Annotated in this window: 23 protein-coding genes; 19 read left to right on the forward strand and 4 right to left on the reverse strand. The window is 36.9% G+C overall.

All coding sequences use genetic code 11. The features are described from left to right. Nucleotides 1-777: an IucA/IucC family C-terminal-domain containing protein gene (locus C161_RS07830; RefSeq protein WP_036610604.1), complete on the forward strand. Its 777-nt coding sequence runs from the start codon at nucleotides 1-3 to the stop codon at nucleotides 775-777. A 45-nt stretch (nucleotides 778-822) separates the two neighbouring features. After that, the gene (locus C161_RS07835; protein WP_036669343.1) at nucleotides 823-1,152 is read left to right on the forward strand and encodes a hypothetical protein; all 330 of its coding nucleotides are present in this window, start codon (nucleotides 823-825) and stop codon (nucleotides 1,150-1,152) included. A 774-nt stretch (nucleotides 1,153-1,926) separates the two neighbouring features. Here C161_RS07835 and C161_RS07845 read toward each other — a convergent pair. The 4 genes from C161_RS07845 to C161_RS07860 all read right to left on the reverse strand — a co-directional run bounded on the left by C161_RS07845 (nucleotide 1,927) and on the right by C161_RS07860 (nucleotide 4,672). Then, complete coding sequence (locus C161_RS07845; RefSeq protein ID WP_036669344.1) at nucleotides 1,927-2,562, reverse strand: ATP-binding cassette domain-containing protein; 636 nt, start codon at nucleotides 2,560-2,562, stop codon at nucleotides 1,927-1,929. Between the two features lie 19 nt (nucleotides 2,563-2,581). Then, on the reverse strand, nucleotides 2,582-3,328 hold the full coding sequence (locus C161_RS07850; RefSeq protein ID WP_036610592.1) for a hypothetical protein: 747 nt from the start codon (nucleotides 3,326-3,328) through the stop codon (nucleotides 2,582-2,584). After that, entirely contained in the window at nucleotides 3,325-4,272 is a 948-nt protein-coding gene (locus tag C161_RS07855; RefSeq protein ID WP_036611077.1) for a YydG family radical SAM peptide epimerase, read from the reverse strand. The genes C161_RS07850 and C161_RS07855 overlap by 4 nt, the downstream gene beginning before the upstream one ends. A gap of 271 nt (nucleotides 4,273-4,543) precedes the next feature. After that, nucleotides 4,544-4,672 carry an epipeptide YydF family RiPP gene (locus C161_RS07860; protein WP_036669347.1) on the reverse strand — a complete coding sequence of 43 codons (129 nt, stop codon included), beginning with the start codon at nucleotides 4,670-4,672 and terminating at the stop codon, nucleotides 4,544-4,546. A gap of 303 nt (nucleotides 4,673-4,975) precedes the next feature. Between C161_RS07860 and C161_RS07865 the strand changes: the two genes are divergently transcribed. From C161_RS07865 to C161_RS07945, 17 genes are all read left to right on the forward strand, one after another. Then, nucleotides 4,976-6,697: a helix-turn-helix domain-containing protein gene (locus tag C161_RS07865; RefSeq protein WP_036669350.1), complete on the forward strand. Its 1,722-nt coding sequence runs from the start codon at nucleotides 4,976-4,978 to the stop codon at nucleotides 6,695-6,697. Nucleotides 6,698-7,027: 330 nt separating this feature from the next. Continuing rightward, a complete protein-coding gene (locus tag C161_RS07870; RefSeq protein ID WP_036669352.1) occupies nucleotides 7,028-7,633 on the forward strand; it encodes a hypothetical protein in 606 nt (201 codons plus the stop codon). 144 nt (nucleotides 7,634-7,777) lie between these two features. Next, a complete protein-coding gene (locus C161_RS07875) occupies nucleotides 7,778-8,269 on the forward strand; it encodes a GNAT family N-acetyltransferase (RefSeq protein ID WP_036669356.1) in 492 nt (163 codons plus the stop codon). Between the two features lie 281 nt (nucleotides 8,270-8,550). Beyond that, entirely contained in the window at nucleotides 8,551-9,237 is a 687-nt protein-coding gene (locus C161_RS07880) for a hypothetical protein (protein WP_036669357.1), read from the forward strand. 130 nt (nucleotides 9,238-9,367) lie between these two features. Continuing rightward, a complete protein-coding gene (locus tag C161_RS07885; RefSeq protein ID WP_036669359.1) occupies nucleotides 9,368-9,676 on the forward strand; it encodes a hypothetical protein in 309 nt (102 codons plus the stop codon). A gap of 264 nt (nucleotides 9,677-9,940) precedes the next feature. Then, nucleotides 9,941-10,270, forward strand: a complete 330-nt coding sequence (locus C161_RS07890) for a hypothetical protein (protein WP_156946089.1) — start codon at nucleotides 9,941-9,943, stop codon at nucleotides 10,268-10,270. Nucleotides 10,271-10,374: 104 nt separating this feature from the next. Beyond that, on the forward strand, nucleotides 10,375-10,809 hold the full coding sequence (locus C161_RS07895) for a DUF4279 domain-containing protein (protein ID WP_235193760.1): 435 nt from the start codon (nucleotides 10,375-10,377) through the stop codon (nucleotides 10,807-10,809). A 172-nt stretch (nucleotides 10,810-10,981) separates the two neighbouring features. Then, the gene (locus C161_RS07900; RefSeq protein ID WP_036669362.1) at nucleotides 10,982-11,212 is read left to right on the forward strand and encodes a hypothetical protein; all 231 of its coding nucleotides are present in this window, start codon (nucleotides 10,982-10,984) and stop codon (nucleotides 11,210-11,212) included. 81 nt (nucleotides 11,213-11,293) lie between these two features. Further along, a complete protein-coding gene (locus C161_RS07905; protein WP_036610570.1) occupies nucleotides 11,294-11,929 on the forward strand; it encodes an AAA family ATPase in 636 nt (211 codons plus the stop codon). Nucleotides 11,930-12,033: 104 nt separating this feature from the next. Continuing rightward, nucleotides 12,034-12,408: a hypothetical protein gene (locus tag C161_RS07910; protein ID WP_036669364.1), complete on the forward strand. Its 375-nt coding sequence runs from the start codon at nucleotides 12,034-12,036 to the stop codon at nucleotides 12,406-12,408. A 111-nt stretch (nucleotides 12,409-12,519) separates the two neighbouring features. Next, entirely contained in the window at nucleotides 12,520-14,325 is a 1,806-nt protein-coding gene (locus tag C161_RS07915) for a serine hydrolase domain-containing protein (RefSeq protein ID WP_036669367.1), read from the forward strand. 708 nt (nucleotides 14,326-15,033) lie between these two features. Then, on the forward strand, nucleotides 15,034-15,504 hold the full coding sequence (locus C161_RS07920) for a hypothetical protein (RefSeq protein WP_036669369.1): 471 nt from the start codon (nucleotides 15,034-15,036) through the stop codon (nucleotides 15,502-15,504). A gap of 59 nt (nucleotides 15,505-15,563) precedes the next feature. After that, nucleotides 15,564-16,520, forward strand: coding sequence for a bacteriochlorophyll 4-vinyl reductase (locus tag C161_RS32940; RefSeq protein WP_036669370.1), 957 nt, complete (start codon nucleotides 15,564-15,566; stop codon nucleotides 16,518-16,520). Between the two features lie 342 nt (nucleotides 16,521-16,862). Continuing rightward, a complete protein-coding gene (locus C161_RS31920) occupies nucleotides 16,863-17,165 on the forward strand; it encodes a hypothetical protein (protein ID WP_156946090.1) in 303 nt (100 codons plus the stop codon). Nucleotides 17,166-17,571: 406 nt separating this feature from the next. Then, complete coding sequence (locus C161_RS07935) at nucleotides 17,572-18,303, forward strand: hypothetical protein (protein ID WP_036669372.1); 732 nt, start codon at nucleotides 17,572-17,574, stop codon at nucleotides 18,301-18,303. A 14-nt stretch (nucleotides 18,304-18,317) separates the two neighbouring features. Beyond that, nucleotides 18,318-21,674, forward strand: coding sequence for a hypothetical protein (locus tag C161_RS07940; RefSeq protein WP_036669373.1), 3,357 nt, complete (start codon nucleotides 18,318-18,320; stop codon nucleotides 21,672-21,674). Continuing rightward, nucleotides 21,671-24,409, forward strand: a complete 2,739-nt coding sequence (locus C161_RS07945; protein ID WP_036669375.1) for a hypothetical protein — start codon at nucleotides 21,671-21,673, stop codon at nucleotides 24,407-24,409. The genes C161_RS07940 and C161_RS07945 overlap by 4 nt, the downstream gene beginning before the upstream one ends. Nucleotides 24,410-24,619: the final 210 nt, after the last annotated feature.

Genomic DNA, 24,619 nt, shown 5'->3' on the forward strand with positions numbered 1-24,619 from the left:
ATGAACCCATATCTCTCGACAGACTTATGGAAAGAGACAGTGGAGGATTATTCGATCTTGCTCGGTGAGCCACCTGAACATAGTGTCCGTACCATTGCTCTAAGTGAGTTGCATGACGAAGCGGCATGCCGAGAGTACATCAGCTGGTTTCAGGAGTACATCGATGCTCCTGACATGAAGGTTGCCGCTTCCATGTTAGCCAAGCGAATTGGCTATCTGTGGACGGCTCCGCTGGTGACCGCGATGACTTTTCATCATCAGCATGTTTCGTTTCAGCTGGAGAACAGCTTTCTCTATCATCCGGCGCTCTCAGATCATGAGGGCGGCACACGATTTCCTTTTCTAGCGGTGAATGGACTTCAGGCTGAAGGACTAACGGGAGACAGGGCAGTGTGGCGGGAAAAGGTGGTCGAGGAGATGTTTGCAGTACAACTTACACCGCTGTTAAAGACGCTTGCTGCGATTGCGCCACTTTCGATGAGTATTCTCTGGGAGAATATCATGGTACGTATCGGCCGACTATTCGCTCCTGATGAAGCCGAGACTGAGCAGGAAAGTAAGATCATTCGAGAGGACTTTTCATATCTGACGCAGGTGGCATCCGGGGAAGTGTTTGGTGAGAGGAAGAATCCGTTAACCCGCTTCACCGATTGTAAGGACAATGTGCATGTTGCCAAAAGCGAGCGAATTACCTGCTGTTTCTATTACCAGATGTCAGGCGAATATTGTCTCAAATGTCCGAAAATTGACAATGAGAAAGAATCTCAACTAAAATGACAACAGCAACAAATTTACCTTTGCTATTGTCAGGAGATGAGAAAAATGCCGCTGCAAGAACAGACAAGTCTATGGAGTGATACGGCGATCAAGATGCTTGACGGGTATAGCGGTACTTTGCAGACAGGTAGCGTTTTACACGAAACGGAATTAACTTCAAATGTGCTGCTGCTGGCATATGGAGGGGAAGGGGAGCTTGCAATGGATGGCGAGGGTTGCCACATTGGAGCTTCTTTTGCTTGTCATGTGGTGAAGGGATCATCCTTTACGCTGACGGCCAGATCAGTTTCGGAGAGGAATCACAGCAGAAAACTGTTAGGGTTCAGAAATACGCAACCTTTATGTTTTGATGGGACTATCCATATAATGGTGTAAAAAGAGTTGATATCAGATTGCCACAAAGTCCAGCTTGTACATCAACTTTTTAGTCAATTCCAAGCTTTAACCAACGTTTGTTCATCAGTTTACTTATCAGAACACTCATTACAAATAAGATACCATTATAGACAATAACCGTTAATACATTACTTAGAGAAATGAAATTGCTCCCTTGTACAAACACTTGGTCAATATGGGAATAAAGGAGATTCGAAGCGTCGAATACAGCAACATATGTTAATTTATCAGAACTAGCTACTAAAACGACACCTAATATCCAGTATAAGATGCTTAAACCAATACTCATCAAGATGTTAGATGAAAGCAAACTGATTGTCCCAATAATGAGGATATATTGTGTGACTACAGACGTCAACAAAAACACCATAAGAAAAAACAGGCTAAAATCCTTGTACATCATAGATACAAATGAAAGTAATATTGTAATTAAAATAAGCGATTCCATAAAAAGTACAGCAACTTTATTCAAAAAAAATCTAAGACTGTCATACGATAATAATCTATAAAACAGAATGGTTTTATTAGAGTATTCTTTATTAACGAAGAATGCAATGATAAACGAGAACATTAAAAATCCAAATTGAGTAAACACAGTATACGTACTGAAGAGATACTCTCGATAACTTAGAGATGTAACTTTATCAATTCCAATAGGAAGGAACCAACCGATTAAGAACGACAATACAAAAATAAGTGCCAGAAACATAAATACTTTATTAAATAGGCTTTTTGCAAATTCAATCATAGTCACTAGTCCTCAATATATATTTTTATTAGTTGATCTTTGTCCTCGTATTGCACTAGTTTTTTGTCTTGAAAGAGGAAGTACCTTCCCTCGATGTTTTTGAGATCTGATAAATTGTGAGTGATGTTTAATATGATTTTGTTTGAATGCTGCTTGCTATAGATATTAAGAAATTGGTGAATCTCATTGACTGTTTTTTTATCAAGAGAATTAGTGATCTCGTCCAGAATGATAATCTCTTTATTTTCTAAAAGAAATGATACCAGCTTAAGCTTCTGTTTCTGTCCATCACTTAAATTTTTAATGAGAATGTTGGATGGTATATTTTCAATATTCAATAAATCACTAAGCTGATCCAACATCATCCGATCATATCTTTTAATTAATATCTTAAAAAGCAATTTTGCGGAAATATCTTCAGGTATATTAGAATAACTTGAGATTACGGTTAGATTTGAGGATAGTTGTTTCGGGAAAAAACCGCTCTTATTTAGAATAAAGTCTTTCGCCAATCTGGATTTCCCCACACCGTTCTTCCCTACAATATGGTTGACACTCCCTGGTTGAAAATGTAAATGTGCGTGATCAAGCAAGAGATTATTTTTGATTCTTAACGTATAGCCACTTATATCTAAAACCATGGCATGAATTCCTCCTCTTTTAAAACCACAATAATACTGAACGTATAGCTAGTAAAACTCCAATAATCTGAATTATTTTAATAATCAAATGATTTTTCTTAGAGTTTTCAAATTCATCTTTATTTAGGAGTGTAAGTAAAATTTTATATCCATCAGAGTTCAACACGGGGATCACATTCCATAATAATGCTAAAAAGAAGAAAATATATGATACCGACAACATATCCATTTTCAAGAATAACGTATTGATGATCTGGAACGTTAAAATAATGAATAAATTTATGTAAATACCTGCTGAATGAACAATGAGCTTTTCTTTTTTGGATAACATATAAATATCGTTTAGTTGAACATAAAAAGAAGGAAAAACATAAAAGTTCATTTTGAATCCAACTTTATTATGCTTCCGCCCAAAAAAATTCATGGATTTTATGTGGCCTAGCTCATGAATAAAGACATTAAAAATCATGTAAGAAGCAAAAATGAAATAGTTTTTCAGGTTATGTTCAAACCCAGGGAATTTATAACCGAAAAAATGAATAAAATAAAGATTAGACACAAGTAGTATTAAAAAAATTGTGATATAAATGGTGAAATTCACAGAATTAATTTTACTCTTATATTCGGTCAACTGCTCCTTTAAAGTTTCATTTAAATGGATAATACTTGTCTTATAAAATTCTTTTTTGCACTTATCTTTAACAAAGACTTCGTTTTCTACAAAAATTTCATATTCTTCGTTTTCAAACGTAAAACACTGCTTCATACCATATTCTCGTAGTAATTCATCATATATGGTGTTAACAAATCAATATTCTCTTCCGTTTTAAATAAAATATTGCAAATGTTACATATTGATGAAAATTGTTCCGGAATTTTAATATGATTAAATTCAGGGTTGCTCTGAACTATATCAATAAACCATTTAAACCCTTCCTTTCTCATAATGTAAAATAGAAGATTGGCGTTTAATTTTTCAATGGTTCTGTCAAACGTTTGATCCATACTTTCTCTCAAATGCAATTTGGTATCAAATACCGCTGGCGAGCAACAAGGATATATTTGACCATCAAAATGATACACGACTTCAAATCCAGGACAATGCAAACTCCTTTCGTTACTGAGTTTATAAATATGTTGAAAGCTGTCCGGTTCTTCATGTTTTGCTTCTCCAACTGGCATGAGTGGGAACTTTGTCACTCTGATCCCAAGCAAAGATTCTCCCATATATTCTAATATACGATTAGACATTTTACTTTTTGTTACAGCCATATTTAGCGCCACGCTCGTATTAGAGAAGTCTCTGCTACATTCCAGTATATTTTTAATGGCGTCTGCTTTAACGTATGGTTCATGAAATTCATCATAACTTATTGTTAGATTGGTCACATTGTAATACTCCATGTCGTTAAAATACTGTTCTGTTTTTTTTCTACTCATACCCCAAAAGCCGTTACTAATAAGGGTGATTCTCTTCTGATGAGGTTTTATAATTTCTAATAGCTCTTGTAAAAATGGATAGTTCAAAAAAATTTCTCCACCTGTGAATGAAATCAAGTTTACTTTTTTATTTTCAGCCAATTCATGGGCAAGTTGTCTTATGTAATTTGGCTCCATAGACTGAGTCGAGGCTGGAGAACAAGAAAAGCAGCAATGAGCGCAGGCTGCGTTACATTTCGCTCCCAGGTTTATGACCGCATTGTTATACATGAACATTTCCTTTCTACCGTTCTTAAATGAAGTGAGATGTAAAAGCGTTATTTCATACACAGTCGCTCGAAATTCCTACTAAATAATTCCTAATAAAGTAGCCAGACCCCATAATTAGTGGTTGGCAGTCTTCAGGCGCAAATTGTGCCAGAGCTCACATGAGTAATTCCCGTATGTATCAAAATTGATGAAGAAGCTTGGAGCTTTAGATGACTCAACCACTAATTTGAGTTTTAGCTTTTATGGAATTCACAGATTCAGAAAAGACATTTTACTTGCTTCCGCCTCCTGAACCTACAATCCAAGCACCCTCTCCAGATCTGACAAAATACCACATATCATTAACTTTAGCCAGTTTCTCCGATTTAGAAATCAATTCTTTAATCTCTAATTTTTTCATATGTATTCACCTCCTTCTAATTACCACCATTATACATGTAATTGTTATACAGACAAGTTAAAAATATGTGAAACCTATTAAATGATTGGATACTGCTGGGGATTAACGAGACTTTGATCAACATTGCTGAATCTTCGCCTAACAACTGAATATTCGTTTCCCTCATAGTGTTCTGACCATTGCTTTGCCTGAGCTGCATGACGAAGAGGTGTGCCGAGTCCGAAAATTGACAATGAGAAAGAATCTCAACTACAATAACAACAGCAATGATTATGCCTATGTGATTGTCAGGAGATGAGAAAAATGCCGCTGCAAGAACAGACAAGTCTATGGAGTGATACAACGATCAAGATGCTTGACGGGTATAGCGGTACTTTGCAGACAGGCAGTGTTCTTAGCGAAACTGAATTAACTTCAAATGTGCTGCTGCTGGCATATGGAGGGGAAGGGGAGCTTGCAATGGATGGCGAGGGTAGCCACATTGGAGCTTCTTTTGCCTGTCATGTGGTGAAGGGATCATCCTTTACGCTGACGGCCAGATCAGAGGACATTCATTATATTGTCATTATGTACAAGGCTTCTTCCATAGAGGGTGCCTCTCTTGTTGTGCCTTCATATCGCAAGCACCCGCTGCGCAGGTCATTTGTTCAAAACTCGGCAACCCATGCGGAATGGATCGAAAACGCCGAAAAAATCGTTGTCAAATGGCGCCGCGGTGAAGGACTGGAACGTTTCTATGCCAACGCTTTGCTTCAAGGAATGATCTACGAGCTGATCATGGAGTATGAACGGGGTCAAGGGGGAGCGGAGTCCGACATGGTGGATGTAGTCGCTTCTTATATCACATCGCACTATCGTCAAAACTTGGAGCTAAAAGAGCTGGCAGCCCTGGCGGGCTGTAGTGTAAGACAGCTGCAGCGACGATTCAAACAAGAGAAGCAGCTTGGACCGATGGAATACGTCATTCAGCTGCGTATGGAAAGTGCCTCACGCATGCTGCGTCATACGGATGCGTCCATTGGGGAAATTGCTGAAAAAATGGGCTACCGCGACATGTATTATTTCAGTAGGGCATTTAAAAAATATAATGGCGTCCCACCGCTACATTACCGGCATGCCGCCGCTTCGAGAAGAGATGCAGACTATGCGAATGCTTTGCTGCAACATCGCACAGCTTCTTCCTATGAATCAGCCGAAGGCCCGGTCATCTGCCATATGCGCGGGGAGTACACCGTCACCGAAATAGCACAGCGTATAGCTGTCCTCGATGTGCAATATGCTGATCATTTGCTTGCACTGGGCTTGTCTCCGGTAGGAAGTGTCGGACTTGGAAGTAGCGTGTTAACGTTCCCTCAATCACTCCGGTCAGGACTCCAGCATACAGCATTACTTGGTACGTATGAATACCCCGATCTCCAGGCGGTAGAGCGACTTGCACCGGATCTGATTATTTGCACCGAGGTGCATGATCAGCACCATGAACTGTTAAGTGGAATCGCTCCAGTACTCATGTTCAAGCGTAACGAAAACTGGCAGACCATTCTAAGTCTGTTCGGTGAACTGACAGGCAAGCGAGCAGAGGCCAAGCAGATTATCGCGGATTATCATCGCCGAACAGCTTTGCTATCCGAGGAATTGTCCTCCGTACTGGCAGGAAAAAGTGTGGCATTGATTCGTCCACTAGATTCCCTCGTGCGCGTCCATTCTGCTGCTCATCGCACAGGCGCTGTGTTGTACCGGGATCTGGGTCTGCCCGTTCCGTTATTTGTGGCAGATACCACCGACACGGCCTATCATATCTCGGTTGAGAGATTACCTGCAGTACAGGCTAGCCACTACTTTTTGCTGAGTAATGAGTTTATGCAGGATGGGATATCTGCGACCGAGCAACGTGTCTGGGGGATGCTCGATACGGATGAAGGCCAGCACATACACTCGGTCGATGCCGCAACATGGATCGGTTGTTATGGGCCGACAGGTATTAATGGGATAGTGGATCAGATTGAACAGGCGTTGTTGGCTTGATAGGTAGTTGCTGGCGCTAGCCCGCTTGCAGCGAAAGTTGGTACGCTCTACCTTTTTTAAAGTTGATATGTTCCAAATGCATCGGAAGGTCGTCGGATTCCCCATGGGATAAAGAAGGGCCTTTTTGTTTTATTACTATACGGAAGGTTCCACTGCATACTCGCGTCCTGTACAACCCTGCATATATTCAGCGTATTCAAAGCCTATTGGATCGATTGGATAAGGGGTTGAGAAAACTAATAAATCTCCCTTATTAGCCAATTCACCTTCGCAATTGTAACAATATGGGTTATCATATACGTAGTTCAGGCACAAGTAGGAGGTGACTTAATGAGAAAAAATATTGCAATAATCATACTAATGGTTGGATTGGTAATAAGCATGTACTTCAACTATCAATTCAAAGCGTACAAAGATAATCAAGAAGTTGAATACACGGTTAAACTAAATCATGGAACTCAAATGGGTATAAAAGAATCAATCTTTAATTTAGATAATGTGATAAAAAGCTTAGAGGACGGCTCTTCGAAGGAAACAGTCATACATGCCTTAGGAAATGTGGCGGTATCTTTGAAAGTTGGTGAAGAATCATTTGTCTTTCTGAAATCCGACTTCAGGGAAGATCAATTATCATCAACTTATTTAATCTATAATGTGTTTAGAGATATGTATACGCATATAAGAGTAGAAATCATAGGCGAAATTTTATCGAATAAGATATCGCTAGAAAAAGAATCGAGAAATCAACTGATTAAGGATATTGGAGTGCTTAAACAAGATTTGGAGTATATTGATAGTCAATTTAACGAGGATATTCTGAAAGAACAAAGTCCTAAGTGGATTGAAAACAGATGGAAAGAGTTAATTGGAGAGATTGTAAATCGAAATACGGATTATAAGTTATATGAAAGAATGAAAATGAAATACAATCTATAATGAGTTCGTGAGAGACTATGGATATAGGCGGATAACCCCGCACCAACTAACTGTGCTCATGTAGCAGCACCCTTTCGGGTGCTTTTAAGCCGGTGGTGGGTTAGCATCTACGAAACGACATCAAACCATAAGGAGGCCAATTACGTGATTAGATTGTGTAAAAGCATGGATACGGATGTAATGTATCAGATTATTAATGATGCAGCAAAGGCATACAAAGGAGTAATTCCTGACGATAGGTATCATGAGCCTTATATGACATTGGAAGAGCTAAAGTGCGAAATGAACGATGGTGTAGTATTTTGGGGGTTTGAAGAAAAAAATCAATTATTAGGAGTTATGGGAATTCAAGATAAGGGTGATGTATGTTTAATTAGACACGCATATGTACGAACAAACCAACGGAATAGCGGAATAGGTACGAAGCTTTTAACTCATATGGTGGCTTTAACAAATAAACCGATCTTAATAGGGACATGGGACTCAGCTGAATGGGCTAAGAAATTTTACTTAAAGAATGGTTTTAAACTGGTAGCACCTGATGAGAAGAAAAAGCTATTAAATACCTATTGGAATGTTCCAGAAAGACAAATTGAGACCTCTGTAGTCTTATGCGATAGCAAGAGGGCCACTTGACAAAATTTCAGAATATACAAGTTCAAATTAAATTAAAATTGGTTTCGTATAATATCATATTCCCGCGTAGGGGCTTGCGCCCTTTGATCTGCCCGTAATATTTCTGTGGAATGGATTAGCAGGTACATCCATTCCCTAAGATAAGGGCTATCTAAAGGGGGGCGTCGTGATGCTGGAACATTCCAGAAATTAATAAATCAAAATTTGAAAAGAGGTTTTTTCCTAAAACCGCTTATGTTTAGTTCTGGACGCTTAAGTGAAAGACTATAAGGAGGGACATAATGAAGCTTTTTCGTGGAAAAGAAGCTTTAATTCAAGATACTGATCTTATAAAACCTTCAATATATACGCCTCTTGGAACAATTGAACTTTCACTTGCTGCCTCTGGCGAATGTTATTTTCCTACTCACTGTACTCAGCTCAAACATGGCGGATTGCTCTACCAATATTACTACGACTCGTTTGATTGCGAGTTAGTGCTCTGTAATCTGAACCACAATCTTTCTTCACCTCAGGAAGTAGACGAATGCTGGGGAGCCGTATTTAGAATCAAACCCAATGCATATCATCAGATAAGCACTTGTAGCTTTTCTGCTTTGTGGAAAGAGGGATACAGCTGGGAAGATTACGGATCTGACACGGGAGAAAATCTTGAAGCTGTCGAATATGAGAATGAACAGTACCGCTTACACATAGGAACCCAAGAAGAACCACTGATAATGGGAAAAAGAAACCAAGGTGATAGGACTCCTAAATCTCTTGCTTTGAACTCTGCTTTTGAGAAGTGTAGTTTTGTCTTACATTCTGATCAAGGCATTGAAGTATCTATGACAGAGATTAATTCCCACCAGATATGCCAAGTACATTTTTTAATAGCATGGAAGAGAAAAATAGAAGAGGATATTTCTACTTGGTTAGCTGTAGACCAGCCTACGAAAGAAATCTTAAAGGGAGAAGATATTTGGTAAACGATAAACGAAAAAAGTCTATAAGGACCAAGAGATACAACTTTGAGCAAGTGGTGGAAGAGTTGTAGTACTTTACATAAAAATAGAGGATGAATTTTGATATACGTCTAAGGTAGAAGGAGAGCATGTAATGAACAACATAAACTCTCATAATTGCAACCTAAATATAAGGTATGACCTGCCTGTTGAGGTATGGGATAAAGTTTCTAAAGTATATGAGAGTATGCCAGGGTGGATTGGTTATAAAAGTGGAATTCCATATTGGTTTGGAACTGAAGAGGATGATGTTTTCATTGAAGCATCCGTTGAGCCTAGTGGATTATCATTTTATGCACAGATGAATAGCGATGTATGGATATCTTGGATAGAAACATTTAAGTTGGAAGCGTCAAAAGTGTTGGGTTTTGATGTTGGTGAACCTGAAGATGGATATGTGTGATGAATGAACGAAGTTGTAAGAATCATGGGCAGTGAATACCCACGCTGGGTGACATAGGTGTCTGGAGGTATTGTTGCAGATCATCAATGGTAAGCTCATTCAGTGGCATGATAACTCAACTGAGCTGCGTAAAATCTATAGTGAAACATTTATGTTGGAGGATCTAAACCAATAAAATGATCTAAAAAGGATAAAAAGAAAAAAATGATAACCTCTATTAGCATTGATGAACGGAATGGGACCACATTTAATGAAGAGATCGTTATGAAACCTACATGGGCAGACAGTTTACGTTTTTTGAGAAAACTCGATGGAGATAAATTTACATTAGTTTTTTTTGAGGTATCTGACACAGGTTCAGCATTAGTTGGAGGCGGACCGGAATATTTTGTAGTGTCTATTACAATGGATGAACATATATATACGCTTATGAACGATAAGCGGGGAAATAGTGAAATTTCTCTAGTGATTGGTGGTCAGTTAGGAAATTATTGCGATAACATTTGTATAGAATTAATACCCATGCTTGAAGTACTAAAGTATTTTTATGAAACTGGTAAACTACACGAATTACATCAATGGAAACAAGAATAATTACTGGTCAGTTAGGGTTCTCGGGCTCGTAAACACCAAAGGTTATGTGCAATTGTATTAAAAGAGTTGGAGTAGGAGAGATCCATACATCAATTCTTAAAGAGGTGAAACTCCTGAAAGACAAAACCAAAGTGATGGCCTATTTTTGTTTATTTGGGGATGAATTCGATCCGAATCATGTAACTTCAATACTTAGAATCGAACCTACCAATACGGCTTACAAAGGCGACATAATTAACAAAAAGCATCGAATAAAAGAAACATCATGGACATTAGGTACGGATTATGAAGAATCATTAGATGTAAATCACCAATTAATAAAAGTAGTCGATATGTTAAGAAACAAAGTAAAAGAGATCAACTCGATTCGAATTGAACATCAATTAAGAACAAAATTTTTCATTGTAATAAGAATAGAAGAGGGGAAAACGCCTGCTCTTTATTTCGATTCTGATTTTATTGAATTTGTTAATATGATTCATGCTGAAATTGATGTTGATTTGTATGCAAATCCATATAATGATGAAAAATTGGAATAAGAAAATAAAGTTTGTAAGACACGCTTTGAAGGAATGGACATCAGATAACATTATGTAGGAATAAACGAACCTTAAGGCTCATCAATATCGGATAACAAAGTGTTTATGATGTGTGACAGGTATCCTTTTTGCTGAAAATAGTGGTGTTTTTCTTAAAGGAGGATCTTAAATAATGAGAAAACGACATTCTATTGAAAAAGCGGAGTGGTCAGAAACAAGAGAGAACCAGTATCACAAAGACTGCAAGAATATTGTATTTTCATTTGGCGATAGACTCATTGAAGAGGGTGGCACGGTTTATTTGAAACGAAAAGAAGTCGAGATTAAGGTAATAAAACCTCTTAAAAGAAAAACATTCTGGTATGAAACTTGGCTAAAGATCAAAGAAATCTACAGTACATAGTCTAATGAAATTCAACATGATCGCTTAAGCGCCAGTGAAGGTTGATTAATCATTTTGTGAGTAATATTTGGAGGTAATTGAATGACGATAATTTGTCTCGAAGGTGCCAGTTCTGTAGGTAAAAGTACCACTTGTCAGCAGTTCGCTACACAATATGATGCATTTATTGTTCCAGAAACAGGGCTTCTTTTTGAATCTCCTCAACTTGACGGTAAGGAACTTATGATGTGGTTGCTGGAGAGACAAATCGATAGATGGCATATAGCATATGAGAAGAATCAACAACATGAGTATGTGATTTTGGATGGCGATGTATTTAAGATTTGGTACAGCTGGATATATGGTTATGAGCACCTATCTTTAGATGAAACAGCGAACTTTTTTAGAGAGAAGTTATTGAAGAATGAAATATCATTACCGGATGCTTATGTACTGTTCTGGGCTGAAGAAGATGAGCTGCGCAAGCGAAAGGAGATGGATCAGACAAGATCCAGAAGAAATTTTGATAAACATCTGCGCATGATTGAACCTCAAATGAGATACTTCCATTATCTTAATGAACTGGTACCAGGATATGTAGGGATTCATAAAGCAGAGACTGTAGCAGATAATATACATCATATTGTAAAGCATAGCGAGACATTACCGGACATAAAAAAACGAGAGATCGAAATCTTTGATAGAGTAATTGATTTTTACAAGAGTACTACTCCTTAATCTTAGTGTGGCTTTTGATATCAGATCTCAAAGCTATTCTAGCTGTGTCTTGGATAACTGACCAAATACTGCGATCAAAGAAAAAGAAATATATGAGGTGGGTTATGGGCGTAAGAAAAAAATATAAACGTAAAATCGTTCGCTCCAATCGATTATTTTATTGGTATGTTGAACCGGATATTGACGATGAAGGGATAATCAAATTACATATCGTTTCTGAGGATAAGAAGTTAATCGTCACTTATGAAGTTGGACAACACAGTATTAAGAACAAGATCCCATTTATAGTCATCATCGGAGAAGAATTCGAAGGATGGACAACAGAATATATAGGATACAGAAGAGTACTAACACCGAAATGGAGCGATGAGATCATCACGCCAAAATTGATAGGTGAAATCATTGATTGGTGCCTCTTGAAAGATAAAGAAATAAACATCGTTAATTGGAAAAGTGAGATTCTTCGGCCTCTCTCCTAGATGGATTGTAATTGCATTTGAAAATAATTTGGAGTCATATGGACTCTTTTGAAAACGCATACTCGAAAACAAGAGATGTAATTAACATTTAATATAAAAGGAGAGAAGCTAATGCAGATGAATCGTGGATATCACACGGTTAACAAAGTAATCGCTTGTGTTCTGTCATTCATATTTATCATTATGGCAATAGGGGTACCTGCCCACGCTGAAGAGAAACAGGTTGAGACTACACCATCCAGGATTCCTTTATCCAAGTTAGAGGAAACGATTGATGCTTATGTAGCCTCGTATGAGAAGTATACCGCTGCCGTTTCGGTTGTGGCTATCAAAGATGGTGAAACCATTGTGAATAAAGCATATGGTTACGCAGATATTGAGAATCAGCGAAAGGCGGATACCTCTACGGTTTTTGAATGGGCTTCCATCTCGAAACTGTTGGTCTATACGAGTGTGATGCAGCTTGTCGAACAAGGAAAGCTTGATTTGGAGACGGATATCCAAGAGTATCTGCCAGAGGGATTTTTCAAAAAGCTGAGATACGATGAACCGATTACCCTAATGAACCTGATGCATCACAATGCGGGTTGGGAAGATCAAACAGCGGCCGAAGTGTTCTATTACTCCGAGGATGAAACGTTAGAATTAGGAGAAACGTTGCGTAGAAATGAGCCGAAACAGATATATAAACCGAATAGCATAGTGGGTTATTCGAACTACGGCGTTGGTCTAGCTGGTTACATCGTGGAAGAGATAAGTGGCCAACCTTTTTATGAATATGTTGATCAACATATTTTCGAACCACTTCATATGAACGACACTTCAATTCATCCAACGGGGCAAGATCATCCAGACCTAGTACAAAGAAGAAATGAGATTGAAGGGTATACAAAAGATTTAAAACTGATCCCTGAGAACAGAGTATACGTAACGTTTTATCCTACAGGGGCAGCGATTGGGACAGCAGAAGATTTAGGAAAATTCCTTGCAGCATTGATGCCTGTAGATGATAGCAATGTATTATTTAAGAACAGGGATACGTTGAACGAAATGTTGTCAACAAGTCTATATTATGAAGGCACTTCTACTCCGCGATTTGCGCATGGGTTCGTTGAGATGGAATACTGGGTGCCTACACTGATGCACGAGGGGAATTTGAAAGCATTCTCCAGTAAACTTGTCTTTGATCCCGAATCTAAATTTGGGATGGTCGTCATGACAAACCAGTCTTTTGAAGAGATTTATTATTATGGGCTTACTAAAGAGATTTTCGGTGATAATGTCAATTCTAATAGAGTTACTTCGGAGGGGGGAGGATATTATCAACCCGCAAGACGGGCAGCCGCTAGATTTACTAATTTATTTACGTTTCTTGATATAACGAAATATACAAAAGCTGATTTAGCAAAGTCTTATAATGTTGTCGAGCATAATGGTATTGTTGAGAAAATTTCAGTCACTCCTTACATTGATTATTTGCCTGTATCGAATGTAAAGGTGAACTTAATTAAGATATCTCTTATTCCTGTTGCACTAGCCATCATTTTCAGTTTAATTGCTTTGATCGGCTATTTGATCCGGATGCTTCTTAACAAGCTATATAAACGAGGAAATCCTAATACCAATTTTAATAAATATCATCTTGTAATTAACTTTGCAGGTGTGGCACTCCTTCTTAATCTTTTCATCCTACAAACGAAGTTGAGGTTTCCCAATTATCCTGCTTATTCTTCGATACGCATCAATTTAATGTTTAACCTACTTTATGTGGTTCTAGCAATGGCGTATCTTGGCTTGCTTATCTACAAACTGCGGAAGAACAGTTATAGCAAAAAGCAAAAGGTGATGTACATCATGTCTGGCATCTCGGCGCTCATCTTGGCTGCTTTTATTGTGGGATGGAATTTGTATGTTTAGAGTGGATCGTGCGTAGATGATTTCCATATATATGTGATATTTCAGGACGAATCATGAAAACGCATTAGATACAAAGACAGCAGTTCTTTATTGGGATCTGTTGTCTTTCTATTTGTCCGCTAAGTATGAAAACAAAGTCGAAGCGCGAAGAAATATTGATCAGTGCTCTTATTGAGATCATTCATTGGCTTGCTGCATCAACCAAACGACCATTTTCAATGATACTACTGTTACCAAGTAAATTTTCCTACAATGGTTCATTAGCATGCAGATTGGAACATGTTCAATATTCATTAGTTGAGGCATATCATGGCTATTCATCTGTTGGAAAAAAGGGACAGATCTGCGTCTTACATCCTAGACCTGATTGTTCATAGGACTGCACGTACAACTGAATAATACAAAAAAATGAAAGATTGAAACTACTCTTTGAGATCTTAGAACTGATTTTTTGTTTGGTGATTAGGCAAAAAGATCTAAAAATAGTTCTTATAGCACAAAAAATACTCTTCGCAAATGTCACAAAATGGTTTATTATGTATGTAGTTCAGGAAAATACATTATCAAGTGGTATGTGAAGGCAAGTTATTTAGTTGTCATAAATCTTATACACACCTATGCATGAGTGTGTTTCGAAACGGGCTAAATAAATTATTTACAAAAAAATGGTGATAATATCACTTAAATCCTTACAAAGGAGAATATAACATGAGGATTACAAACAGATCTTTTTATCATGGAGTAGCATTAGCAGGAATTACTGAACATGAGAACTTCACTTCGATTAACAGAATATCTAATATTAATTCATTACATGCATATCAATTAAACCATGATAAAGGGTTGTACATTAAGTATACTGCAAAAACGGGTAAATCTTGGAGATTCACGTTTACTCCAGAACACCAAGTAGAGGTTACGAAAATATTTAAGCAATTCCCAATGAATACATATCTAATTTTTGTATGTGGAGAAACAGGGGTTTGTATAGTAGATTTTGAAACATTTGAATCTTGCATTGACCTAAACCAAATAGAAAGTGAATGGATTGAAATATATAGACCGGATGGCGGCAGTTTTAGAATAAGGGGGGCTAATTCCGAACATAAAAGATCGATACCCTTAAATAACTTCCCTAAAATCCTATTTGAAAAATCTGTATCAGGTATATCAAAGTAGTTCGGAATTAAATCAGGAATTTATATGGTTATTAAGAAAAATTACAGGAGTGATTACTAATGTCGAAGCAAGAAAATACAAATTCACTAGAAGCAATTGTAGTTAATTCATTAAAAGTTCCGGGAGTAAAAGTAAATCGTCAAGAGTTTTTGACACATATATTAGCGAGTAAAGTGAGCAGTGGTGAACTTCTAGCTGCTCTTGATAAGGGGCCAGTTGATGCAGGGATTTCTGTTAATTTGCTCAATAAACTAGCAAAAAGTCATATTGAAAAAAGAACATTACAGAGTACAGGAATTTCTTTTGCAACAGGACTTCCCGGAGGAATTGCAATGGCGGCAACCATTCCAGCCGATACTTTACAATTTTTCGGAGTAGCATTAAGACTGGCCCAGGAACTGGCATATTTATTTGGTCATGAAGATTTGTGGGGAGAGCAAGGTATAAATTCAGACAGAGTAAAATCAGAACTAATAATTTTCCTTGGGGTAATGTTTGGAGTGGGCGGTGCCAGTTCTGCTCTTAAAATAATATCTGCAAAAGTGGCACAGCAAACATTGAAAAAACTTCCTCAACGAGCTTTGACGAAGACAATATATTATCCTATTGTGAAAAAAGTAGCATCCACAATAGGAGTTAAAATTACTAAAAAAACTTTTGCTCAGGGTCTATCTAAAGCCATCCCTTTAGTAGGTGGGGTGATTTCAGGAGGAATGACATACGCTTCAATGAAGCCTATGGGGAATAGACTACGTAATGAGTTGTTGGAAGTAGCCAGTAACTATTCAGAGAACGATTTTGTGAATGATATGGAAAATTTCAAGAAAGAAGTAATTGATATTGGATCAGGCGAAGAAATGGAATGGGATGAATTAATTTCAGCAAGCAGAGAAGAGCCAGCAAAAAAAGTTGAGAGTGCGGCCGATGAGATTTTAAAATATAAAAATTTGTTGGATTTAGGCATTATTACAGATGAAGAGTTTAAAAAGAAGAAAGAAGAACTACTGAATATATAGATATAATGCTTTTAAGGAAGGGTAACTTTAACATTGCTGTCTTCCAAGAGAGTTTTAGAATTTTATATTCTAAAGTCATTTTCTGAATTTATCAGATTCTTTAATGGTAGGGATATGATTGGAAGATAATAAAACATCAAATGGGGTGTATGTATGAGTGGATCAAGGTGGCTGTATTTAAGTAATGATTTGAAAGTCCATAAAGTACCAAAGCCTAAAAACAGTAAATTTAAGCCTATTAAAGAGTTAGCCGGACAATAAATACTCATAGTTTTCCTATACTACGAGACATTTGAAAAGAAACCATCAAAATTATTACTACTAGAATTTGATAGAGTAACTTTGGATTCAGAAGGTTCTTATGAATTAACTCAAGAGGAAATGGATAAGGCATTATATAATTTTAATGAATTCGGTTTTGTTACTCCAGAAGAACTTGCACAACGAGACGGCCCCTTATCTTTACCAATTGCTCCTGTGTTACCGACAATTCAAGAAAAAAACACATTATATAATTACTTGAAGGAGAATCTAAATCCGCTTTCAAACAATGCACCATACATTATGGAAGAAAGGATTAGTGCTCTAAAGCAAATTCACAAAGAGCACATAGAATTATTAAAACAAGCGGTCAAGTTAAGATAATTAACATTACACTTAAGTTAGTTCTTGTAAAGATATCAATACTATAATTTCCTATTAAATCCTAATATTGGTCTGCAAAGGGGTTTCAGATAGTTATTCTAGAAGAAGACTGGTATGCAGAAGCAGAATTATGGATTGGTGGGAGGATGACCATCACCATCATTTTTGGAAGAGCAACTATCTTTTTCAACACGATTGAGTCATTCGCAATATAGGTACAGTTCCCTATCAAAACGGAGTGTTAAAACTAACGATAGCGAGTATTTCAATCTGTGTATCCATGAAAATGCGCCTTGCATATGATTAATGTTGTTGTAGGATTATCTTCCTATAACTTTTTTAGCGTAGGTGCATTAGTCGAAACTGAGAACCTTTCTTTTATTCTAATATAGTCGAGGAGAGTGTTATGCAAAAGCTAGAGGAGTTTTTATATGACCTCATAGGAGTGTTCATTCCTGGTTTCTTTATGCTGTCATCTTTATGGTTAACCACTGTTACCGTGATGAAAATTGAAGTGTTTAATGTATTATATGAGTGGATGCCGTTTCATTATGTCTTGCTCTCACGTCCCGAGTATCCAGGAATTAAGGCAGTGATAAGCCAAAAAAGTCTAATGATTCTGATGTTAATAATGGTTTGTTATATAACTGGTCTGTTATTAACATCTGTTTCGGCAAAGTTAGTTAAAAAAAAGAAGCTCCGCAGTGATATGGAAATGGTATTTAAAGAAAATAAGAAGCTTCAGTACAAAGTCGAAGCCAAGTTGAGGGCCGAGCAACAAATAAAATTACAACACAAAGATCTTCGAAATCGCTGGATTATTTTCTATCGGTGGGCCAATATCAAGAGCCAGAGCAGGGAAGATAAATCTAGTCTGATGATTTTGTTATCTAAGGTGATCCTAAACCGTTCGCTGTTCTATGTCTTTAAAATATTAGCATTGTATACAGCTTTTCTATTGATTCTTTCAGCTTTAATACATTTTTTTTATTTCCGAAACAGTGAATTGATATACTATCTGATGGTTTTAGTTTACATAATATTTTGTTGCATAATGTCTAAGTTTTTTCTTAAGGGATACGGGGAAGCGCGGCTAAAACTCAGCAATGAAGCAGTACTGATTTTATCCAGAATATAAAGGGGATTATAATAATGACGGAAGAAGAGAAGTCTATATTAGAGAATGGACAAAGTATCAGAATAGGAGAACGCACCCTAAACGATGAAAACTTGCAACTGATTTTACCAAACTGGAAAGAAATTGAGGCCCAAGTTGAGCAAATAAGAGCAACTGCTATTCAAGTAACCACTGAGCGTTTGAAGAGTTCTGGACTTGTGGATAGACTTGATTTCAATAATGTTATAAGTATTCTCGGTGAGCGAGGTAGTGGAAAAAGCTCTGTTCTGTTGACAATGCGTGATAAGCTGATGAAAAAAGATGATAAAGATATTTTTCTGGATATGATCATTCCTGAAATGCTGGAGGATACTTCAGATATCCTAGGAGTTATCTTACTAAATTTGAAGAAATTTATTGATTCTAGAAGACATGAGATCGATGGATATTATCAAAAACAGCGTAGAGTAAGAACCTCCAATAAGGATACCTTTAATAGCTGCATTTATAAGGACAAAACAGAGCTTGATGTCCTATGGGAAAAGGTGTTTTCGTTATACATATATAGAAAGAAAGATTACTCTAAAGTTATTGAAGAGAACTTTTCTGGAGTCACTGATTATACAGAAGAACGCAAAGAAGCACTGGTGTCCGAGTTAGAATTGACAGTTAAACTTAACCTTCTTTTTGATGAGTTAATTCTGGTATTGAATGGTGCGCAAACAGGAAAACATTTGATTTTCATTTGTTTTGATGACGTGGATTTAAACCCTAAACGCTGTAACGAGGTACTGAATGTGGTGTTGAAGTATTTGAATCATTCGAATATCATTACCTTTATTTCAGGTGATATTACTAAGTTCCAGGAAGATATGATCAGTGAAATGCTTATCCAGCATCAAGGGTATCAATTTATGGATCGAACGTTTGTTGGACAAAGGAGTATGCTGGAATCCCAACAAGAGTTGGTGTACGATTTTCTAAAAAAAATCATGCCATACTCCCGTAGATTTATGTTGCAGAAGTTGGACTCCTCTGCGAAGATGAATTTTTCAGTGAACGATGTAGGCAATGAGGGGTATGAGCGTCCTAAAATGAAAGAACTCATTGGACGCTTTTTTAAATATGAGAGCGAACTTCCATATGAATATTATGTTACTGAGAAAATAAAAGGAGAGCAAATTGCTACAAAAAAAATCCAGAACATCCCAACTTATTTCAATATATTTGATGATAAGCCTCGTGGTTTAATTAATTTATATAGCTATTTGCATTTTAGTGAAAATTCTTCAAGAGATAAGCATACAGTGAATATAAATTTTAGGTTATCGGGTGATCAAGCAAATCATTTGACTGAGGACTATGAGCGACTAATTGCCTATTACCAGAAGCTATTTTCAATGATTATTGAAACAAATGCTTCATTGCGCAAGCATCAGGAATTTATGCATAAACTATACACTTTAACAAACAGCCGAACAGCTAAAGGTAACCCTATAGTTATTGAGATACATCATGAAAGATTAAGATTTGAATTAATGAATAACTATTATGGTATTTCTCAAGAAGAGAAGGTTCTCATTATTCACTTCTTATACTTTGTTGAAAGTATAACTAGTACCAATATGAGTTCGATTGATGGTAAAGAATACAGTCGTGATCTAAATCTAGCACTTGAAGTAATTGATAATCAAAGATTAATTCCTCATACGTATAATGTTAGAAATGTGTTTGCCTTGTACTCCGAATTGAATAATATATTTCAGAATGATCAGTTGAACCAGATATATGATAAATATATATACACTAAGAAGTACCTTGAAATTATAGAGGAGAAATTTAACGATTACGAGAGTAGGTTTTCTGATGACACGATCTGGCAAAATAATTATGCTTTGATCTCGAATGACAAGGAAAAAAATAAACTGGATATAAAGAACAAAATACTAGAGGATTTCAAGGAATTTAACTTTGATGTAACAATATTAGACCGAATCTCTTCAACAAAACATAACAGATATCTTGATAATGATTTTTATTCAATTCCGGATAATGCTGATGTTCAGAAGGGACTTTCCTCCAAATTTGTGGATTATTCATTTTATTATTATTTCATCAGGACTGTAGATATGGAAGAACGAAATGAGTTTTTCGAGAGAATAGATAAAACACGTGAGCAACTTTTAAAAGTAGGAAGAATAGTTGATGATGTTATACAAAGCAATCGTTTTAGAATATCTCCGGAAATCATCAAGAAATATGATTCTCTACAAACTAGCGCAGAGAGACTGAATGTGGAGATTGAAATAAAGCGGCTGCAGTTGTTTAAAAAATTTCTAAATGATGAAATCGACTTTTTCATCAAGACACGAAGTAAGAGTAACGAAGCAATACTAAAAAATCGTATTAAGGATGAGAAAATTAAAGTTTTTTACCAAAATATTGACAGTTATACGGATGATCTGAGCGAAAAACATACGGAGTACTTATCAACTGTTGTGAATAAGAGTTCTAATATAAATGACAATATGTTGATAGAAAATCGAGTGAAAGATGTTGAGGAAGTATATACTGATTTTTATGAAATCGCTGAAGGAACAGACCTAATAGGAAAAGGGACTAATTATTGGCTGTATTACGAACCAGAACTTTACAAAGGAACCGTAACCAGGGCAGTAAATGCATTTAACAGATTTATAACAATTCATTTTTATAGTGTCATGATTGTTGTTGTTAATGAATTAATTGGGGATCTAGAATCCTCTCAAATTATGCTGTTACTACAAGAGATACAAGAGCGTGCAATATTAAATAATTGTATAGATGATTTTACGGATGAGCACGCTGTAGCAAGGGCTCTAGAACAACAGCAACAAAATATTAAAGAGTCAATCTCTAATTATCTCAAACATAAGCTGGACAATTCGAATGCTCTTAATGCGATTTATACCTACAAGAATGAGTTACTTACGAATTTTGATAAGCTAGAAGATCAATATTCAGTAGATGAGGTTCAAATCCAAAAAATCAATCAATTGATTGCTAAAATTCCTGCTGAATCCTTAAAAGCAGAGCTAAGGAATGTGCAAAGAAAACTTTTAGCAACAGGTGCGATAAACAAGTCTCAATTTGACGAAATTGTAAAAAGAATGAAGATATATTTAAACAATTTGGAGAAGAGAGCCGATGAGAGGGACTCATATGTTGTTATTGAGTTACAATCGCTTGCTAAAAATTTGAGTAGTAAGGAAGAACTGTCCGACACCAGTAAGGAAATTCGTCGAGTTAGAAATGAAGCTAAAGAAAGACTTTACGATCTGGCTCTGGAACAAACTGTATATGCTCTGGCCTATTTGTATCATCAAAAAATTGAGCATGGTGAGTCTATATGATCAAGCATTTTACAGGCTTGGTCTCTAAAATGGCTACTTTGCCATTTACAGAGTTTCTATTCGCTAAAGAAGCCTTGTTTGAGGAACTGGTGCTAAGCGGAAAGGAGGAACGGAGTCATAATAATAAGTATAAGCAGTATGCTTGGGCGAAGAAAAGGATTCAAGAGGAACTAGTAGGCAAGCAGCACATTAAAAGTCTGGATACACTTAACCTGTTGTTTGAGCAATACTATCCACTCAAGAGTTTTATGGAGGCTAGTTCAGAGGATGATATCTACTTGCAACATCTCGAGAAACTTACCTCCTCCTTTATCACACACCGCAACGGAAGAATTTCATTGAAATATTGGAAAAATGCTAATGATGAGTTTTTGTTTGGGGCTTTTGACGGAGTGAAAAAGATCGAAGTCTGGAATACATTTTCGAGGATGTTCTGTATCGATATATTGGTAGTGCTGCATCTCTTAAACAATGATATGAACCATCCGGCTTATCTTAACGGTTATTACTGGCTTATTAACTTAGGAGATATGCAGTTGGACCAAGTAATGGAACGCGGCTTAGCAGAGACTCATATCCATATTAGTGCTGGTATTAATTTTAATATGATATGGCATGAGCTGATGAACATGAACCGTGAGGAGAGCCGTGTGAAGCTTGGATCTTTCTGGAATCAAGTAGATGATCCATACCTTGAGGATTCCCTCAGGGTATGTGGGTTGATCCGAGTATTGCTCTTTAAATACCTCATGATTGCAAAAAACAAAAAGCTGGAGGAGTATTTGGACGACTGGTTGGATCAAGAATCTGTTTATGCTGGGGCTGATCAATCTGGCAGTGAACTAAGTCATTTATTACAGTGGTTTATCTTTCGAAAGATCAAGCCAGAAAAGTATAACTACAAAAAAATACACAAGTTTTTACTTCATGACTTCTCATTTCTTGGAAGAGATAATGAAACGCAGTCTGCCGAAATCATCAAAGCAATGGCAGGACTTGGAGAGTTACACACAACAGACGAGAATATATTTCTGTTGGAATCTTTGAGTTATATTAAAGACCAAAACAAACAGGGTTCCAGAGACACCTACTTTTCAAGGCTGTTCTGGCAATATTTGCGAATTAAAAACATAGTTTATCAAGGTGTAACACAGTCCAATTACATGGAGGGGCTTGATTATTTCCGTCATTTTTTCTCAAAAGCAACCTCTAATACTAATATGCTGGAGCATGCAATACGTAATCAAGTTTACAATAATAATTTGAAGAAACTTGAAATAAGAGTAACTCCATCGTCCAAGAATAACGTTCATGACATCAAGGATGATCTGAGAAGAAACTTAATTGTTTTTTTTCGAACCTATAAAAATATCCTTAAAGATCCTAAAGTGCATTATTCAGATTTCCCGCAGATCGGAATTGTTTATCATCTAATCAAAGCTCAAGATGAATCTTTTTATGAGAAGTGCTGGTACAAGGACTCAGACCGCAAGCATTTGCAGAACGATAATTATTTCTATGGTCGCCTTCAAAAGCAGTATATGGAGACTGTCGAGGCAATTAATGCCTTACGTGAGAAAATTCCGGGACTTTCCAGATATATCGTGGGTTTGGATGCAGCAAGTGTGGAGAATAATACAGAGCCTTGGGTATTTGCACCCATCTATCGTCATGCCAGAGATAGCCACAATAGCAAGCTGATGTTACTTGGACGTGAAGAGAGAATTAACACTCTTGGGTTTACCTATCATGTAGGTGAGGATTTCAGGCACCTATTATCAGGGCTCCGTCATATAGACGAAGTAATTGAACATTTTAACTTTCATGTCGGAGACCGTATAGGGCATGGTATTGCCGTAGGGCTTGATGTGAAATGTTGGTGTGAAGAGAACCCGGTTGTTGTTTTACCCCGTATAGAATATATGGAAAATCTCCTTTGGCTATGGGGTCAAGCCTTTATGGAAAAAAAGTATAGTTTGGAATTAGATTTATTGGGAATTGAACGGGAAATTATGCTGCAGGCAGAGAAGATATATCACAACATTGAAGGGATTACCCTATTTACCTTATGGAAGGCATACCAGGGCAGATTTCAACCTTTTCAAACAGATGAAAGCTACATTTATGATATGTGCGTCACTGAGACAAACCGTACAGGGAAGTGGCGTAATGATACGGAGATGCCAGAACATCATTTTTGTAAGCAGCCTACAGGTACTCATGCGATGTGGAACGAATCCAAGTTAATTCATGCCAATCACTGCAAATGTTATCTAGAGCGGATGTATGAGGTAATTCAGATTACGGTAGGCGATCATGAGGTTGTCCTATTAGAAAACTTACAAGCATTTGTACGCAATAAACTAAATGTTAAAGGCATTGTTGTGGAGACTAACCCTACGTCTAATCTTGCGATTTCAGGTATTGAGAGGCTGTTCAATCATCCTGTTCAAAACTTAAATGTACAAGGATTGGAGCATGAGAATCAAACAGGCAAAGGACTAGTGATTTCGGTTAACTCTGATGATCCAGCTGTATTCAACACAAGTATCAGCAATGAGCTGTCCTATATATTCTATTTACTGCAGGAAAAAGGGTACCCGAGAGATAATATCTTGGAATGGATTGATAAGATTCGTGAATGGGGACTGATGACCTCGTTCATTAAAGATCGTGATATAGAAAAAGATGTATTAATCAAAGAAATAGATGAGATTATTAAGCATTTAAAGTAAGGAGACATCTCTCTCTTAGGTATTGAATATAGTACTGGCTCGCGTGGAACGTGGGCTCTTTCTTTAAGTGTAATATCTCTATCTATTTAACTCGGTTGAGATAAACTCAAACTGTTCTTGCCTACCATAGTATTTTAGATAAGTATTAGGGAGAAAAGTTATGATCAACTTTCTGAAAAATTTCATTAATCGGAGGTGCCTAATTGAGGA

The organism is Paenibacillus sp. FSL R5-192, assembly GCF_000517845.1.
In the GTDB taxonomy this organism is placed as follows: domain Bacteria; phylum Bacillota; class Bacilli; order Paenibacillales; family Paenibacillaceae; genus Paenibacillus; species Paenibacillus amylolyticus.